Below are 16,836 nucleotides of genomic sequence, written 5' to 3'. Positions count from 1 at the left end.
GCGTTCAGCAACGCCAGATTGAAGGTTCGCCGCATGACCACCGCCTTGGAACCCGCCCTGTCGGTCCGTCAGGTCCTCGCCCTGGAACGGGTGCTGGCCGGGGAACCCGAGGTGGTGGCCGGCGCGAGCCAGCTCGACCGGCCCGTGCGCTGGGTGCACGTCGCCGAGGCCGCCGACGTCGGAGTGATGCTCAGCGGCGGCGAGATGGTCCTCACCACCGGGGTGCTGCTCGCGGGTGACCCTGAGGCCCAGGCCGAGTACATCCGCTCACTGCACCGCGCGGAGGCCTCGGCCGTCGTCCTCGGACTCGGCCGGGCCTTCCCGACCCCGCCCGAGGTGATGCGCCGGGCGGCCGAGCGGTGCGGGCTGCCGATGGTGGTCCTGCACCGCCCGTTCCCCTTCGCGGAGTTGACCGAAGAGGTCCAATCCAGGCTCGTACGACGGAAGTTCGCGGCCGTGAGCCTGTCGGAGTCCGTCCGGACGGCGCTGACCGGGCTCATCACGGCGGGCGCCCCGCTGCAGCGGATGCTCGACGAGATCGCCTCGCACAGCGCGTGCCCCGTCGTCGTCACCAACCTCGCCCACCGCGTCCTCGCCACGGCGGGGGAGCGGTCCGCGGTCGACGACGTACTGCGCGACTGGGAACGCATCGCACGGCAGGCCGGCGGCAGCGAGGGGGACGGCTGGGTCCGTGCCGAACTGGGCGGACGCGGCGAGCGCTGGGGCCGCATCGTGCTGTGCGGCTACCGCGGCGACGCCGCCACCGGACGGCTGCTCGCCGACCGCGGGGCCGAGGCCCTGGTCCTGCACCGCATGCTCGGCGGCACCGTGCACTCCTGGGAGGAGCAGTCCGCCGAGAGCCTGCTCACCGACCTCGTCTCCGGAGTCGTACCGGCCCGCCAACTGCTGCCCCGGGCCCGCGCGGCCGGACTGCCGGTCAACCGCCGGACGTTCGTGCCCCTGGTCGTACGGGACACGGAGGCGGCCCAACTCGACCGCGTACTGCGCCTGTTGGGGCTCTCCGGACTCGTCGCCGAGCTGGCCGACGGGGTGGTCGCCGTACTGCTGAGCCTGGCCAGGGACCAGGACGCCGAGGCCCTCGCCGCCCACTTCGCCACCCGGCTGCGTACGGAGGCGGGCGGTGGTGCGGCCGGTGACGGCAAGGCGGTCGTCGTCGCGGCGGCCGACCCGCGGACCGGGTGGGACGACGTGCCCGCCGGGCTGCGGGAGGCCCGGCATGTGGCCGACGCCGTCGCCGAGAGCCCCGCCGGACTCGACCTGCCGGTCGTGGTGCGGCTGAGGGACGTCCATCTGCGCGGGCTGGTCCGGCTGCTGCGGGACGACCCGCACGTCCAGTCCTTCGCCGAGCGGGAACTGGACGGGCTGCTCTGCGGCGCGGACGCGGAGTCGGAGCTGCTGCCGGTGCTGCGGACGTATCTCGCCACCGGCCGCAACAAGTCGCGCACCGCACAGCTCCACCATGTCTCACGACCCGCGCTGTACCGGCGGCTGGAGGCGATAGAGGCCCGGCTGCGGGTCGATCTCGACGACTTCGAGCAGGCGGCCTCCGTGCACATCGCCCTCCTCGCGCACGACGCGCAACAAGGCTGAGGCGCTCGACGCGCAACAGCTCCGAAACACAGGAAGACCTGGGAAAACGGTGGTGAAACATGGGCCTTGGCAAGGGTGACACCGTGGAACGCCACACGCCCTCAGACGTGACACGCTGCAACTCAAAGCCGCTCTTCGGACTTCCTAGGCTCGCCGCACACCGAGCGACCGGAGGTCCCGATGAGCAGAGTGATCCGCGCCGCCGTCTTCCAGACCGCATGGACGGGCGACAAGGAATCGATGATCCAGGTCCACGAGCAGGCGGCCCGCGACGCGGCCGCACAGGGTGCTCAGGTCCTGTGCTTCCAGGAACTGTTCTACGGGCCCTATTTCTGCCAGGTCCAGGACAAGGCGTTCTACGAGTACGCCGAACAGATCCCCGAGGGCCCGATCGTCCAGCGCTTCCAGGCACTCGCCAGGGAACTGGGCATCGTCCTCGTCCTGCCGATGTACGAGGAGGAGCAGCCCGGCGTCCTCTACAACACCGCGGCGGTGATCGACGCCGACGGCTCGTACCTCGGCAAGTACCGCAAGCACCACATCCCGCAGGTCGAGGGCTTCTGGGAGAAGTTCTACTTCCGCCCCGGCAACGCCGGTTGGCCGATCTTCGACACGGCGGTCGGCAAGATCGGCGTCTACATCTGCTACGACCGGCACTTCCCGGAGGGCTGGCGCGCGCTGGGTCTCGCCGGGGCCGAGATCGTCTTCAACCCGTCCGCCACCTCGCGCGGACTGTCCGCCTACCTCTGGCAGTTGGAGCAGCCGGCCGCGGCCGTGGCCAACGAGTACTTCGTGGGCGCCATCAACCGCGTGGGAGTGGAGGAGCTGGGCTCCAACGACTTCTACGGCACCTCGTACTTCGTGGACCCGGAGGCCCAGTTCGTCGGGGAGGTGGCGAGCGACAAGGAGACCGAGCTCGTCGTCCGCGACCTGGACATGGCCAAGCTCCGCGCGGTACGCGACCGCTGGCAGTTCTACCGCGACCGCCGCCCGGAGGCGTACGAGCCGCTGACCGCTCCCTGAGCGACTCCCCGGCGGGGGCTCTGACGGGGCCTCGGCCGAGGCTCGGTCGGGGACAGCGGCGGCCCGCGCCCCAGGCTTTTCAGGGGCGCGGGGCTGCGACCAGCCACGACGCACCCGCACGTACCCACCGCCGCATTCCACCGGGGTGCCCACGACAGGAGAGGAAACCATGAGCAGCCGTACAGTCATCCGCGGTGGCCTAGTGATCACCGCGTCGGACGAACTCCACGCGGACGTCCTGGTGGAGGACGGCCGTATCGCCGCCCTCGCCGCGAGCGGCACCCCCGCCGCCGAGGCATGGACGGCCGAGCGGACCATCGACGCCACCGGGAAGTACGTGATCCCGGGTGGCGTCGACGCCCACACCCACATGGAACTGCCGTTCGGCGGCACCTTCGCCTCCGACTCCTTCGAGACGGGCACCCGGGCCGCCGCCTGGGGCGGCACGACCACGATCGTCGACTTCGCGGTGCAGAGCGTCGGCCACTCGCTGCGGGAGGGCCTCGACGCCTGGAACGCCAAGGCCGACGGCAAGTGCGCCATCGACTACGCCTTCCACATGATCGTCTCCGACGTGAACCAGGACACGCTCAAGGAGATGGACCTGCTGGTCGAGGAGGGCGTCACCTCCTTCAAGCAGTTCATGGCCTACCCCGGCGTCTTCTACAGCGACGACGGCCAGATCCTGCGTGCCATGCAGCGCTCCGCCGAGAACGGCGGCCTGATCATGATGCACGCGGAGAACGGCATCGCGATCGACGTACTGGTGGAGCAGGCGCTGGCGCGGGGAGAGACCGACCCGCGCTATCACGGCGAGGTCCGCAAGGCCCTCCTCGAAGCCGAGGCCACCCACCGCGCCATCAAGCTCGCCCAGGTCGCGGGAGCCCCGCTCTACGTCGTGCACGTCTCGGCGACGGAGGCGGTCGCCGAGCTGGCACGGGCGCGCGACGAAGGACTGAACGTCTTCGGCGAGACCTGCCCGCAGTACCTGTTCCTGTCGACCGACAACCTCGCGGAGCCCGACTTCGAGGGCGCCAAGTACGTGTGCTCGACGCCGCTGCGGCCCAAGGAGCACCAGGCCGCCCTGTGGCGGGGCCTGCGGACCAACGACCTCCAGGTCGTCTCCACCGACCACTGCCCCTTCTGCTTCGTCGGCCAGAAGGAGCTGGGCCGCGGCAACTTCTCGAAGATCCCCAACGGGCTCCCGGGCGTCGAGAACCGCATGGACCTGCTCCACCAGGCCGTCGTCGACGGACACATCACGCGCCGCCGCTGGATCGAGATCGCCTGCGCCACCCCGGCCCGGATGTTCGGCCTGTACCCGAAGAAGGGCACGATCGCGCCGGGCGCCGACGCGGACGTCGTCATCTACGACCCGCACGCCGAGCAGGTCATGTCCGCCGAGACGCACCACATGAACGTCGACTACTCGGCGTACGAGGGCAGGCGCACCACCGGCCGCGTCGAGACGGTCCTCTCGCGGGGCGAACTCGTCATTACGGAGCGGGAGTTCACCGGGCGCGCCGGGCACGGCGTCTACACCCCCCGCTCCACCTGTCAGTACCTTCTCTGAGCGACTAGGAGCGGCGCCATGGACTTCGGACTCGTCCTGCAGACAGACCCACCTGCCTCCCGCGTCATCAGCCTGATGAAGCGGGCCGAGCGCAACGGCTTCACGTACGGCTGGACGTTCGACTCCGCCGTGCTCTGGCAGGAGCCGTTCGTGATCTACAGCCAGATCCTCTCCAACACCACGAAGCTGAAGGTCGGCCCGATGGTGACGAACCCGGGCACCCGCACCTGGGAGGTCACCGCATCGACCTTCGCCACGCTCAACGACATGTTCGGCAACCGCACGGTCTGCGGTATCGGGCGCGGCGACTCGGCGATGCGCGTGGCCGGCCGCAAGCCCAACACGCTCGCCCGGATCAGCGAGGCCATGAAGGTCATCCGGGCGCTGGGCCGCGGCGACGAGGCGGACCTCGGCGGCACGGTCATCAAGTTCCCGTGGATCAAGCCCGGCGCCGAACTCCCGGTCTGGATGGCCGCGTACGGCCCCAAGGCGCTGAAGATGACCGGTGAGGAGGCCGACGGCTTCATCCTCCAGCTCGCCGACCTCTACCTGACCGAGTCCATGGTCAAGGCCGTGAAGACCGCGGCCGCCGAAGCCGGACGCGACCCCGCCGACGTCAAGATCTGTGTGGCCGCGCCCGCCTACGTCACCGAGGACGACTCGCCCGAGGCGCTCGCCCACGCGCGTGAGCAGTGCCGCTGGTTCGGCGGAATGGTCGGCAACCACGTCGCCGACCTCGTCTCCAAGTACGGCGAGCACTCCGCCGCCGTACCCGACGAACTCACCGACTACATCAAGTCCCGTGAGGGCTACGACTACTCGCACCACGGACGCAGCGGAAACCCCGACACCCAGTTCGTGCCCGACGAGATCGTCGACCGGTTCTGTCTGATCGGCACGGCCGAGAAGCACATCGAGAAGCTGAACGCGCTGCGCGAGCTGGGCGTCGACCAGTTCGCCCTGTACGACATGCATGACGCTCAAGAGGCGGTCATCGAGGCGTATGGATCAACGGTCATTCCCGCCGTCAACGGTTGAGGGCTGGTCAAGACTATTGACGACCTGTCCCAATAGTTGATGGTCGACCCATCCATCAACCATTGACGGCATCGGCTCCACTCTGCTCCACCTACTCAAGGCTCCACCCACTCAAGTCGTCCCCTTCCCACCTCCCCGGGAAGGGGACCGCACCACCGCAACACCGCACGACCACCCCCACGGCGCCACCCGCACGGCCTTTCCCGTCCCGCCTCATCGATTGGCCTGCCCATGACCGAAACCGTCCCCACGGGGCCGCCGATATCCCAGTCCGCCGACACCGCCGGCCGGATCGAACTCAGCCCCGGGGCCTTCCCCGACGACAGCCCCTTCGCCAACGACGACCTGCGTCCCGTCCCGGTCTCCGAGCGCAAGTGGACGACGTACAACTTCGCGGCGCTGTGGATATCCATGGCCCACTGCATCCCCAGCTGGACCCTGGCCTCCGGCCTGGTCGCCCTCGGCATGGACTGGAAGCAGGCCGTCTTCACCATCGCCCTGGCCAACATCATCGTGCTGCTGCCGATGCTGGCCACCGGTCACGCGGGGCCGAAGTACGGCATCCCGTTCCCCGTGCTCGCCCGCGCCTCGTTCGGGCTTCGCGGCGCCAACATCCCGGCGCTGATCCGCGCCGCCGTGGCCTGTGGCTGGTTCGGTATCCAGACCTGGATCGGCGGCAGCGGCATCTTCGCCCTGGGCTCCAAGCTCACCGGCGGTGAGTGGGAGAACGCGGGGAAGGTCGCGGGCAACCCGTGGCCGCTGTGGCTCTGCTTCCTCCTCTTCTGGGCCCTGCAGATCGCGATCATCTACCGCGGTATGGACTTCCTGCGGCACTTCGAGAACTGGGCCGCGCCCGTCGTGATCGTCGGTGCGTTCGCGCTGCTCATCTGGATCGCGGTCAAGGCCGACGGCTTCGGCGCGCTGCTCGACCAGCCGTCGAAGCTCGGCTGGGGCGCGGACTTCTGGCCGGTCTTCTTCCCGTCCCTGATGGGCATGATCGGCTTCTGGGCGACGCTGTCCCTCAACATCCCCGACTTCACGCGCTTCGGCGCCAGCCAGAAGGCGCAGACCTGGGGGCAGACCCTCGGCCTGCCGACGACGATGACGCTCTTCGCGATCCTCGCCGTGCTGGTCACCTCCGGCTCCGAGGCGATCTACGGGGAGGCGATCTGGGACCCGGTGGCCCTCGCGGCCAAGACGGACAACGCCTTCGGTCTGCTCTTCGCACTCTTCATCGTGTTGATCGCCACGATCTCCGTCAACATCGCGGCGAACGTGGTCTCCCCGGCCTACGACCTGTCCAACCTGGCCCCGAAGTTCATCAACTTCCGTACGGGCGCGCTGATTACGGGTGTCATCGGCATCCTGATCTTCCCGTGGAAGCTGATTTCCACGCCCCAGTTCTACATCTTCACCTGGCTCGGCGTGGTCGGCGGTCTGCTCGGCACGGTCGCGGGCATCCTGATCGCCGACTACTGGATCGTCCGCCGTACGGTCCTGCATCTCGCCGACCTCTACACGCCCGGCGGACGCTACTGGTACACGAACGGCTGGAACTGGCGGGCGGTGCTGGCCTTCGTGGTCGGCGGTGTCCTGGCGGTCGGCGGCTCGTACTCGAACGTCGACGCCGAGGGCGCCAAACTCGGCCCGTTCCCGACGGACGGACTCATCCCGTTCCTCAAGCCGCTCGCGGACTACGGCTGGGCGATCGGCCTCGCCTCGTCGCTCGTCCTGTACGTCGCGTTGATGGCGCCCTTCGCACGGGCGGAGCGGGCAGAGCGAGAGGGGCGCGCGGCGAAGGCCGACCAGGTCGCCTGACGGCGGCGGGCCGTGCTGGGAGCCCTCTTACTGAGCGGCCTCCAGCGCGGCCATCGCCTCCTTGGCGGCCTTGATGGCGCCCTTGTTGATCTCGTCCGTACTCGGCGCCTTCTTCGACTCGAAGTCACTGCCGTTGTACGTGATGACCACCAGGGCGTTGGACGCCTGGACGAACACCTGGCCCTCGCGCGTCTGTTGCTTGTCCTCGGTGGTCAGGTTCACCACCGAGTAGGCCGCGTCCCCGAGACCGGGAACGACCCCGCCGCCGCTCTTCTCCGTCGTGCGCTGCTTGTAGGCGGTCTGAGCGGTCTGGTCCGATTTCTTGATTTCGTACGAAATATCGAGCCAGCGGTAGTCGAAGCCCTTGAGCGCGTTCCACGAACAGGTGCGGCGCAGCGACTCGTCGGTCGACGGGATCTCCTTGCCGGCCGTCTTGGCGTCCGGCACCAGCGAGGTCACCGTCTTCTTCGTCACGCCCGTGCAGGGCGCGGGTGAGGTGCGGTACGTGCGGGTCGCCGCCGAGGTCGACGGCGCGGACGGTGACGGCCCGCCGTCGGGGGCCGCCTTCTTCTCCGTGGCCGGGGTCGCGGCGAACGGCCCGGACGACAACGACCAGCCCGCCAGGGCGAGCACGACAACCGGCAGCAGACGCGCGGTGAGAGCGAGAGGAAGAGAACGCACGGCGCACATTTCGTGGGGGACGGTGCGGAGAGTCCGCACAGCGGACGGGACGCCAGTGTCACATGCCTGCCTGTGGGGCGGTAGTACGAACTCGCTCCGTGCCCGGGTGGTGACAGGGACTCACCCTTGACCGTCCGTGACCCCGTGCGATACCGGAGCACCGAGGGGCATGGCCCGCTCGATGCGGTCGACGGCGGCGAACGCACCGTACGCGACGAGCTGGACCAGACAACGGTCCGTGTACGGCGGCTGCTTCCACGCCGCCACGTCCTCGTCGGTGATCCGGTACGGAGCCAGCGCGGCCAGTAACGCCAGCCGCGCCCCGGGCCTGTGCCTCCGGTCCGGCAGGGCGTCCCACATCAACGGCTGATGCGTACCGTCCCACGCCGCGACGACGTCTCGTACGAGGTCCTGGTCGGCCTCGGTCAGCAGGCCGGCGCCCTCCGAGGCGGCCGTCCGCAGTGCCGCGTAGGCCGGGGCGACCGTCGTGCCGGCCGCCCAGGACGGGCCGGGGCCAGGGTCGCCGTCGAGGAGGGCGAGGCTCGCGCCCGGGGGGAGACGCCGGCGAACGGTCTTGGCCAGGGAACGGCCGGCGAGGCTGCGGACCGGCCTGAACCGCTGGGTGTTGCCCGGCAGCAGGTTCTCCGTCAGCAGGGCCGAGACGATCCGGTTGATGAAGTGGAAGGACAGGGCGGTCCCCACGTACGCGGCGGTGTGCCGGACGAAGAAGGGCAGCGGGGTGAGATCCGGGCTGCCGGGGATCCGGGTCGCCTCTCCCCAGGCGACCATGCGCGCCTGCACCTCCTTCTCCGGGGTCCCGCCGCGGGCCAGCCGCTCCGCGAGGGCGTGGTCGCCGGTGGCGTGCAGCAGGACGGTGTGCGCGTCCACGCAGAACGGGCACCTGTTGGCGCGGGACACCCCGAGCGCGGCCAGCTCCTTGCCGGTGCGGCTGCCGTCGCCCGCGAGGAGCGACTCACGCATCAACGCCCAGGTGGCGGCGAGGAGTTCGGGCGCGGAGGACAGGACGACGAAGGTGACGGCACCGTCGACCCCGAAGTCCTCGGAGAGCTGTCGGTAGACCTCCGCGGTCCGGCCGGTGGCGGACCTGGGCGGCGGAGGCTGGGTGTAGCGAAAGGGCGTGGTCACGAAGGGGTACTTGAAGGGTGTGGTCATGCCGAGAACCCTCGCTCCCGAGGGTGCCTGCGGGCGTCGTACGGCCGAAGGCAGTTGGCGGTGCTCCGACGCGACCGTGCCGGGCATTGGACTACTGCGCCGGGAGTAGTCGCGGGGCCGTCCACAGGGCTGACGACCCTGTCGGTACGGCGGTCTACGGTACGGACATGGACGCGGACCAGGTCACCCTCAAGCGGCTCGCCGACGTGGCGCTCGCCGTCGTGATCGGCGCGATCGTCGTGTCCGTGGCGGCCTTCCGCAAGGACACCGAGCCGGTCGACTACGCGCTGATCGTGACCGGTTCGCTCGCGCTGGCCGCGTACCGGAAGGCGCCTCGCGCGGTGCTCGCCGTGACCACGGCCGCGCTGGCCGGCTATGTGCTGCACGCCGAGCCCGGGCCGGTGGCCTCCCTCCCGGTGATGGCCGCGGTCCACACGGCGGCACAGGCGGGGCACCGGGGTGTGGCCGCGGCCGCCGGCGGGGTGTTCCTCGGAGCGTGGCTCGCGACGGGGATCACCTCCCAGGCCACCGTCGAGCAGACCGCGTTGCTCGCGGGCTGGTTCCTGTGCGCCGTCGTCACCGGTCTCGCGGGCCGCAACTGGCAGGCCTATCTGCGCCAGACCGAACAGCGTGCCCTGGAGGCCGAACGCACCCGTGAGGAGGCGGCGTTGCGCCGGGCGGGCGAGGAACGCCTGCGTATCGCCCGCGAGTTGCACGACTCCCTCACGCACAGCATCTCGATCGTCAAGCTCCAGGCGGGAGTCGCCGTCCACCTCGCGCGCAAGCGCGGCGAGGAGATACCCCCGGCCCTGCTCGCCATCCAGGAGGCGGGCGGCGAGGCCATGCGCGAACTGCGCGCCACCCTTGAGGTGTTGCGCACCGACGAGCCGACCGGCACCCCGGCCCTGCTCGTGGAGCGCGCGCGGGCCGCGGGCCTCGCCGTCGACCTGACCGTGACCGGCCATGAGCGCCCGCTGACGGCGACCGTGGACCGTGCCGCGTACCGCATCGTCCAGGAGGCCCTGACGAACGCCGCCCGGCACGCCGGGCCCGCCAAGGTTGCCGTCCAACTGGAGTACGAAGAGCGCGAGTTGACGATACGCGTCGAGGACGACGGCACCGCCGAACCGTCCCGGCCGTGCGCCGAGGGCATCGGGCTCACCGGCATGCGCGAACGCGTCACGGCCCTCGGCGGCACCCTGCACGCCGCCCCGCGCGCGGAGGGCGGCTTCTCGGTACGGGCCAAAGTGCCGCTGGACCTGCCGTGAGCGGCCTGATCAGGGTCGCGCTGGTCGACGACCAGGCCCTGATGCGCGCCGGGTTCCGGGCCCTCCTGGACGCCGAGGAGGGCATCGAGGTGGTCGGCGAGGCCGCCGACGGGGAGCAGGGCCTGGCGCTGGTGCGCGCGCATGTCCCGGACATCGCCCTCGTCGACGTCCAGATGCCGGTGATGACGGGCATCGAGGCGACCCGCCGCATCGCCGCCGACCCCGGACTGTCCGGCGTACGCGTGGTGATGCTGACCAACTACGGCCTGGACGAGTACGTCTTCGAGGCGCTGCGGGCCGGCGCCAGCGGGTTCCTGCTCAAGGACACCGAGCCCGCCGACCTGCTCCAGGCCATCGAGGTCGTCGCGCGCGGCGAGGCCCTGCTGTCGCCGTCCGTCACCCGCACGCTGATCGGCGAGTTCGTGGCCCGGCCGCCGGACCGGGCCAGCGCTCCCGGCCTGGAGTGCCTCACCCGCCGCGAGCGCGAGGTCACCGCGCTCGCCGCGCGTGGCCTCACCAACGAGGAGATCGCCGCCCACATGGTCATCAGCCCCTTCACGGTCAAGACCCATGTCAGCCGCGCGATGACCAAGCTGGCAGCGCGAGATCGCGCCCAACTGGTCGTGTTCGCCTACGAGTCGGGGCTGGTCGCGGCACGGGGGCACGTGGAGTGAGGGACAACGGGGGAGCGTGGTGAGGGTGCCGGGGAGCGGAGTGACGGCTTCCGTCGAGGTCTCGTGTGATGATCGGCGCGTGATCGCGATACGTCCGAGATCGGTCCGCAGAGTCGCCCTCGCCTGTCTGCTGGTGCTGGGGGTGATCGCGGGTGTGAGCGGCTGCGGGCTCTCCGCCGAGTTGGACCGTGAGCGCAACCCCGAACGCAGGCCCACGCCGACGCCCACGCCGAACGTGGAGGTGCCGACCCGGGCGGCGGATCCGTCCCCGTCCGGGATCCCCACGCACTCTCCGTCCGTACCCGTCCAGGAGGGGCAGGGCTGTCCGCCGTCCGGCCTGCGCTTCTACGCCGACGAGGGCGACGCGGCCATGGGACTGCGTGCCATGGGCCTCGACGTCACCAACTGCGGTGACCGCCCGTACAAGTTGAACGGCTACCCGGCCGTCACCGTCCTCGATGCCTCGGGCGCCCCCTTCCCGGGCGTACGGACCGTCGAGGGCACGGACAAGGTGTCCATGGCGCCGGAGGACCCCGGCCCCCGGCCGCTGACCCTCGAACCCGGCGAGAGCGCACACGCGGCCCTGTACTGGCGGATGCACAACCAGGACGGTGTCTACCTCCGCGTCGCCCCGGAGAAGGGGGACGACACCGTGACCGTACGGCCGCCGTATCCGCTCGACATCGGCCCCGAGAACATCCTGGGGACGACGGCCTGGCAGCCCTCGGAGTAGGGGGCGGGAGCGGGCTGCGTACGATCGCCGGACGCCTGCCGGACGCCCGCCCACAGTCCGGATGCCCGCGCCGCAGTGAGGAGTTCCTCCGTGTTCACTACCCGACCCACCCTCCAGGGCACCTTCGGGATGGTGTCCTCCACGCACTGGCTCGCCTCGCAGTCGGCGATGGCCGTACTGGAGGACGGCGGCAACGCGTACGACGCCGCCGTCGCCGCCGGATTCGTGCTGCACGTCGTCGAGCCGCACCTCAACGGGCCCGCCGGCGAGGTGCCGATCATCCTCGCCCCGGCGGGCGGGGAGGTACGGGTGCTGTGCGGACAGGGCGTGGCACCGGCCGGGGCCACGATCGCCCACTACAGGGGACTGGGTTTGGATCTCGTACCCGGTACCGGACCCCTCGCGGCCGCGGTGCCGGGGGCCTTCGACGCGTGGATGCTGCTGCTGCGCGACCACGGCACGAAGTCCCTGGCGGACGTCCTGAAGTACGCCATCGGATACGCGGAGGACGGGCACGCGCCCGTGGAGCGCGTCGGCGAGACCGTCGAGACGATACGGGAGCTCTTCGAGACCGAGTGGACGTCCTCGGCCGACGTGTACCTGCCGGACGGGCGGCCCCCGCGCCCGGGCGAGCTGTTCCGGAATCCGACGCTGGCCGCGACGTGGAAGCGGCTGGTGGCGGAGGCCGCGGAGGAGGCGGGCGGCGACCGGGAGTCTGGAGTTGGTCAGGAGCCCGGAGACCGGATCGCCGAGATCGAGGCGGCGCGGCGGATCTGGCGCGAGGGCTTCATCGCCGAGGCCCTGGTACGGCAGGCGGCCCGGCCCACCATGGACACCAGCGGTGAACGGCACTGCGGCACGCTGACGGCGGCCGACCTGGCGGGCTGGTCCGCGTCCTACGAGGCACCGGCCACGTACGACTGGCGGGGCTGGACCCTCTGCAAGGCCGGGCCCTGGAGCCAGGGCCCGGTGCTCCTCCAGCAGCTGGCCCTGCTGCCGCCGGAGCTGCCGCGGTACGGCTCCGCCGAGTACGTGCACCTGCTGATCGAGGGCTGCAAGCTCGCGATGGCCGACCGGGAGGCGTGGTACGGGGACGCGGGCGAGGTGCCCCTGGAGGAGCTGCTGTCGGCGGAGTACAACGCCGGGCGGCGGGCGCTGGTCGGGGAGAAGGCCTCCTACGAGCTGCGGCCCGGCAGCCCCGGAGGGCGGGCCCCACGGCTCAGCGGGTACGCGCGCGTGGTGGCCGCGGGGGAGGAGGACGGGTACGACGCGCTCGGGGTGCCGGGAGCGGGGGAGCCGACGGTGGCGCGGGCGGGGGGCGCGGCGGGCGTGGGCGCCGGCCGCGCGGAGGCGGGCCGGGCGGGCCTCGGAGAGCCGACCGTGGCCAAGCGGCCGACCTCGCCCGTGCCCGGCGAGCCCGACGTCTCCGCGGACGGGGCGACCCGGGGCGACACCTGTCACCTCGACATCGTCGACCGCTGGGGCAACATGGTCGCGGCCACGCCCAGCGGCGGCTGGCTGCAGTCCAACCCGGTCGTGCCCGAGCTGGGCTTCCCGCTCGGTACCCGGCTCCAGATGGCCTGGCTGGACGAGGGGCTGCCCAACTCCCTGACCCCGGGCCGCCGACCGCGTACGACGCTCACGCCCTCGCTCGCGCTGCGGGACGGGGTGCCGGTCATGGCCTTCGGCACCCCCGGCGGTGATCAGCAGGACCAGTGGCAGCTGCACTTCTTCCTGGCCGTCGCCCTGCGTGCTCAGGTGCGCGGCGGCCTGGATCTCCAGGGCGCCATCGACGCCCCGAACTGGCACAACGACAGCTTCCCCGGTTCCTTCTACCCGCGCGGAATGCGTCCCGGCAGCGTCACCGTCGAGTCCCGCACGGATCCGGAGGTGGTGGAGGAGCTGCGCCGCCGCGGCCACGACGTCGAGGTCGGCGACGCCTGGTCCGAGGGCCGGCTGTGCGCGGTGGCGCGGGACCCGCGGACCGGAGTGCTGTCGGCGGCGGCGAACCCGCGCGGGATGCAGGGGTACGCGGTCGGACGCTGACGCCGGTCCTGGTTCTGGTCCCGGTCCTGGTCCCTGCACAGGTCACGTGGCGCTGAGCTCGTAACACCCGTTGTTCATGGTGATTCCACCCGGGATACACCGGGCGGGTGGGGATTGTCAGTGGCGCGTGCTCTCATGGAGGCATGATCCAGGACATCGAAACCATCGACGAGTTTCTCGCACACCGCACCGCCGACGTAGAAGAGGCCGTCCGTACGGCGGCCGCCACGGAGATCATGCCGCGCTTCCGGCAGCTCGCCGCGCACGAGATAGACGAGAAGACCGGTCCGCACGATCTGGTCACGGACGCCGACCGCAAGGCCGAGGAGTTTCTCACCGAGGCGCTGGTCAAGCTGCTGCCCGGCTCGGTCGTCGTGGGCGAGGAGGCGGTCCACGCCAACCCCGCGACGTACGAGGCGATCAAGGGCGAGGCCCCGGTCTGGATAGTCGACCCGGTGGACGGCACCCGACAGTTCGTCCACGGCGACCCCGGCTTCTGCACCCTGGTCGCACTCGCCCACCGCGGAGTCCTGCTGGCGTCCTGGACGTACGCACCGGCCCGCGACCAACTCGCCGTGGCCGTCCGGGGCAAGGGTGCCCTCTTGGACGGCGAGCCCCTCCGCGCCGGCTCGCCCGCGCCCGGCCGTGACCTCGAAGTGGCCACGTCCCACCCGGACTACACGACGGACGACCAGAAGCGCGCGCTCCTCGGCCTCTGGACGGAAGGCGTCGGCCCGCGCGCGTGCGGCTCGGCCGGCCTTGAGTATCTCGCCGTCGCCCGGGGCGAGTTGGACGCTACCGCGTTCTCGTGGGAGGCGGCCTGGGACCACGCGGCGGGCCTCCTGCTCGTCGAGGAGGCGGGCGGCGCGCACCTGACGCTCACGGGCGAGCCCTTCCGGATAACCGGCGGCAACACACTGCCGTTCACGGCGGCACGGGACGCGGCCACGGCCCGCCGGGTCCTCGGACTGCTGTCGGGCGGGGCCTGACCTGAGACGGCCCGGGGCTGAGACGGGCTGCGACGGGCCGAGACGGGGCTCTCGGAGGCCCGGCATATCCTGATCCCCAGTGGCCGTCGGCTGACAAAGGAGTCCGAAGGTGCCGTCGATGCTCGATGCCGTCGTGGTGGGTGCGGGGCCGAACGGACTGACGGCTGCCGTGGAGCTGGCCCGGCGCGGCTTCTCCGTGGCCGTCTTCGAAGCGCGCGACACGGTCGGGGGAGGTGCCCGCACCGAGGAGCTGACCCTGCCCGGCTTCCGGCACGACCCGTGCTCCGCCGCACATCCCCTGGGCATCAACTCACCCGCGTTCCGCGCGATACCGCTGGCGAGGTACGGCCTGGAGTGGCTGCAGCCCGAACTGCCCATGGCACACCCCTTCCTGGACGGTACGGCGGCCGTGCTGTCGCGTTCCGTGGCGGAGACGGCCGCCTCGTTCGGACCGCGTGACGCGGGCGCGTACCGCAGGCTCGTCGAGCCGTTCACCCATACCTGGGACACCCTGGCGCGGGACTTCATGTCCCTGCCGCTCACCGCCCTGCCGCGCGACCCGGTCACCCTCGCCCGGTTCGGCCTGGCCGGTCTGCCGCCCTCGACCTGGCTGATGCGCCGGTTCCGCGACGACCGGGCCAGGGCCCTGTTCGCCGGACTGGTCGCGCACGTCATGGCCCCGCTGGGCGGGTTCGCGACCGGCGCCGTCGGCCTCGTCTTCGCGCTGGCCGCCCACGCCCGGGGCTGGCCCGTCGCCCGCGGCGGCTCCCAGTCGATCTCCGACGCGCTGACCGCGTACCTGAAGGACCTCGGCGGCGCCGTCCACACCGACTACGAGGTCAAGCGGCTCGACGACCTGCCGCCCGCGCGCGCGTACGTCTTCGACACCTCGCCCACCGCGCTGGGCCGCATCGCGGGCTTCGGGCGGTACTACGAGCGGTTCCGGTACGGGGCGGGCGTCTTCAAGGTCGACTACGCCCTCGACGGGCCGGTGCCGTGGACCGCGAAGGAAGCCCGCGCGGCCGGCACGGTGCAGGTCGGCGCGAGCAGCAAGGAGATCGGTACCGCCCTGCGCCTGGCGTCCCGGGAGGGCCGTGCCCCCGACGCGCCGTTCCTGATCACCGTGCAGCCGAGCGTCGTCGACCCGTCCAGGGCGCCGGCCGGAAAGCATGTCTTCTGGGCGTACGGCCACGTGCCGAACGGCTGGACCGGGGACCTCACTGACGCGATGGAGCGCCAGCTGGAGCGGTTCGCGCCCGGGTTCCGGGACCGCGTCCTCGCCCGCGCCACGGCGGGCCCGCCCGAACTCGCCGCGCGCAACGCCAACTACGTGGGCGGCGACATCGCCTGCGGCGCGGCCTCCGGCCTCCAGCTGATGCTGCGCCCCAAGCTGTCCCTGTTCCCGTACAGCACCCCGCATCCGGCTGTGTTCATCTGCTCCTCGGCCACCCCGCCGGGCGCGGGCGTGCACGGCATGTCGGGGCACAACGCGGCCAAGGCCGTGTGGCGGAGGCTGCGTCAGTCATGACCGCCGTCGAGTTCGTCCGGGGCGACATCACCCGGCAGAGCGTGGACGCGATCGTCAACGCCGCGAACTCCTCCCTGCTGGGCGGCGGAGGCGTGGACGGCGCCATCCACCGGCGCGGCGGCCCCGAGATCCTCGCCGAGTGCCGCGCACTCCGCGCCTCCCACTACGGCAAGGGCCTGCGTACGGGGCAGGCCGTCGCCACCACGGCGGGCAAGCTGGACGCGCGCTGGGTGATCCACACGGTCGGCCCCGTCTTCAGCCGGAGCGAGGACCGCTCGGAGCTGCTGGCCTCCTGCTACCGGGAGTCGCTGCGGGTCGCCGACGAACTGGGCGCGCGGACCGTCGCGTTCCCGGCCGTCTCCGCCGGGATCTACGGATGGCCGATGGACGATGCGGCCCGCATCGCGGTCGGTACGGTTCGGGACACCGAGACGGCGGTCACCGAGGCCAGGTTCGTCCTCTTCGACGAGCGGGCGTACGAGGCGTTCGCGGCGCGGCTGCGCTGACCTGACCTGCCCTCAGGATCACACAAAGTCCGACAGGGTCATTGCTCCGATTGTGTTCGGGTCCTAGGGTTTTCTGTGGCTCACTAGGTGTCTTTGTCCTCAGCGGTCGCATTCTGTCCTGACATCAACTTCCGTCTGTCAGCCGCTTCGACCAGCTCGACAGAGCTGGCGCTCC

The 16,836-nt window shown here is 71.3% G+C and carries 14 protein-coding genes; 12 read left to right on the top strand and 2 right to left on the bottom strand.

Annotated features, from left to right (window positions below):
- Positions 1-33 precede the first annotated feature (33 nt).
- From ACH4YP_RS04545 to ACH4YP_RS04525, 5 genes are all read left to right on the top strand, one after another.
- The gene (locus tag ACH4YP_RS04545) at positions 34-1,611 is read left to right on the top strand and encodes a PucR family transcriptional regulator ligand-binding domain-containing protein (protein WP_361065385.1); all 1,578 of its coding nucleotides are present in this window, start codon (positions 34-36) and stop codon (positions 1,609-1,611) included.
- Positions 1,612-1,791: 180 nt separating this feature from the next.
- Positions 1,792-2,634, top strand: coding sequence for a nitrilase-related carbon-nitrogen hydrolase (locus ACH4YP_RS04540; RefSeq protein WP_055614864.1), 843 nt, complete (start codon positions 1,792-1,794; stop codon positions 2,632-2,634).
- Between the two features lie 169 nt (positions 2,635-2,803).
- Complete coding sequence (gene hydA, locus ACH4YP_RS04535) at positions 2,804-4,207, top strand: dihydropyrimidinase (RefSeq protein ID WP_361065391.1); 1,404 nt, start codon at positions 2,804-2,806, stop codon at positions 4,205-4,207.
- 18 nt (positions 4,208-4,225) lie between these two features.
- Complete coding sequence (locus ACH4YP_RS04530) at positions 4,226-5,245, top strand: TIGR03842 family LLM class F420-dependent oxidoreductase (RefSeq protein ID WP_361065394.1); 1,020 nt, start codon at positions 4,226-4,228, stop codon at positions 5,243-5,245.
- 231 nt (positions 5,246-5,476) lie between these two features.
- Positions 5,477-7,063: an NCS1 family nucleobase:cation symporter-1 gene (locus tag ACH4YP_RS04525; RefSeq protein ID WP_398489303.1), complete on the top strand. Its 1,587-nt coding sequence runs from the start codon at positions 5,477-5,479 to the stop codon at positions 7,061-7,063.
- Positions 7,064-7,090: 27 nt separating this feature from the next.
- Here the strand turns inward: ACH4YP_RS04525 and ACH4YP_RS04520 are convergent, their stop codons facing one another.
- Together ACH4YP_RS04520 and ACH4YP_RS04515 are read right to left on the bottom strand one after the other, a co-directional pair.
- A complete protein-coding gene (locus tag ACH4YP_RS04520) occupies positions 7,091-7,753 on the bottom strand; it encodes a hypothetical protein (RefSeq protein WP_361065400.1) in 663 nt (220 codons plus the stop codon).
- 111 nt (positions 7,754-7,864) lie between these two features.
- Complete coding sequence (locus ACH4YP_RS04515) at positions 7,865-8,890, bottom strand: carboxymuconolactone decarboxylase family protein (RefSeq protein ID WP_398489477.1); 1,026 nt, start codon at positions 8,888-8,890, stop codon at positions 7,865-7,867.
- A gap of 194 nt (positions 8,891-9,084) precedes the next feature.
- Here ACH4YP_RS04515 and ACH4YP_RS04510 point away from each other — a divergent pair, with 194 nt between their 5' ends.
- From ACH4YP_RS04510 to ACH4YP_RS04480, 7 genes are all read left to right on the top strand, one after another.
- Positions 9,085-10,185 (top strand): sensor histidine kinase, encoded by a 1,101-nt coding sequence (locus ACH4YP_RS04510; RefSeq protein ID WP_398489302.1) that lies wholly within the window; start codon positions 9,085-9,087, stop codon positions 10,183-10,185.
- Positions 10,186-10,190: 5 nt separating this feature from the next.
- The gene (locus ACH4YP_RS04505) at positions 10,191-10,859 is read left to right on the top strand and encodes a response regulator transcription factor (protein WP_361065440.1); all 669 of its coding nucleotides are present in this window, start codon (positions 10,191-10,193) and stop codon (positions 10,857-10,859) included.
- A 79-nt stretch (positions 10,860-10,938) separates the two neighbouring features.
- Positions 10,939-11,592, top strand: coding sequence for a DUF4232 domain-containing protein (locus ACH4YP_RS04500; protein ID WP_398489300.1), 654 nt, complete (start codon positions 10,939-10,941; stop codon positions 11,590-11,592).
- Positions 11,593-11,682: 90 nt separating this feature from the next.
- Positions 11,683-13,638 (top strand): gamma-glutamyltransferase family protein, encoded by a 1,956-nt coding sequence (locus ACH4YP_RS04495; RefSeq protein ID WP_398489299.1) that lies wholly within the window; start codon positions 11,683-11,685, stop codon positions 13,636-13,638.
- A gap of 143 nt (positions 13,639-13,781) precedes the next feature.
- Positions 13,782-14,627, top strand: a complete 846-nt coding sequence (locus tag ACH4YP_RS04490) for an inositol monophosphatase family protein (protein WP_398489297.1) — start codon at positions 13,782-13,784, stop codon at positions 14,625-14,627.
- A 118-nt stretch (positions 14,628-14,745) separates the two neighbouring features.
- On the top strand, positions 14,746-16,155 hold the full coding sequence (locus ACH4YP_RS04485; RefSeq protein ID WP_398489475.1) for a phytoene desaturase family protein: 1,410 nt from the start codon (positions 14,746-14,748) through the stop codon (positions 16,153-16,155).
- Entirely contained in the window at positions 16,152-16,661 is a 510-nt protein-coding gene (locus tag ACH4YP_RS04480) for an O-acetyl-ADP-ribose deacetylase (protein ID WP_361065415.1), read from the top strand. Before ACH4YP_RS04485 ends, ACH4YP_RS04480 begins: the two co-directional genes overlap by 4 nt.
- Positions 16,662-16,836: the final 175 nt, after the last annotated feature.

The sequence above is a fragment of the Streptomyces sp. NPDC020747 genome (assembly GCF_044334695.1).
Taxonomy (GTDB): Bacteria; Actinomycetota; Actinomycetes; order Streptomycetales; family Streptomycetaceae; genus Streptomyces.
This window is presented reverse-complemented; position numbering and strand designations above follow the sequence as displayed.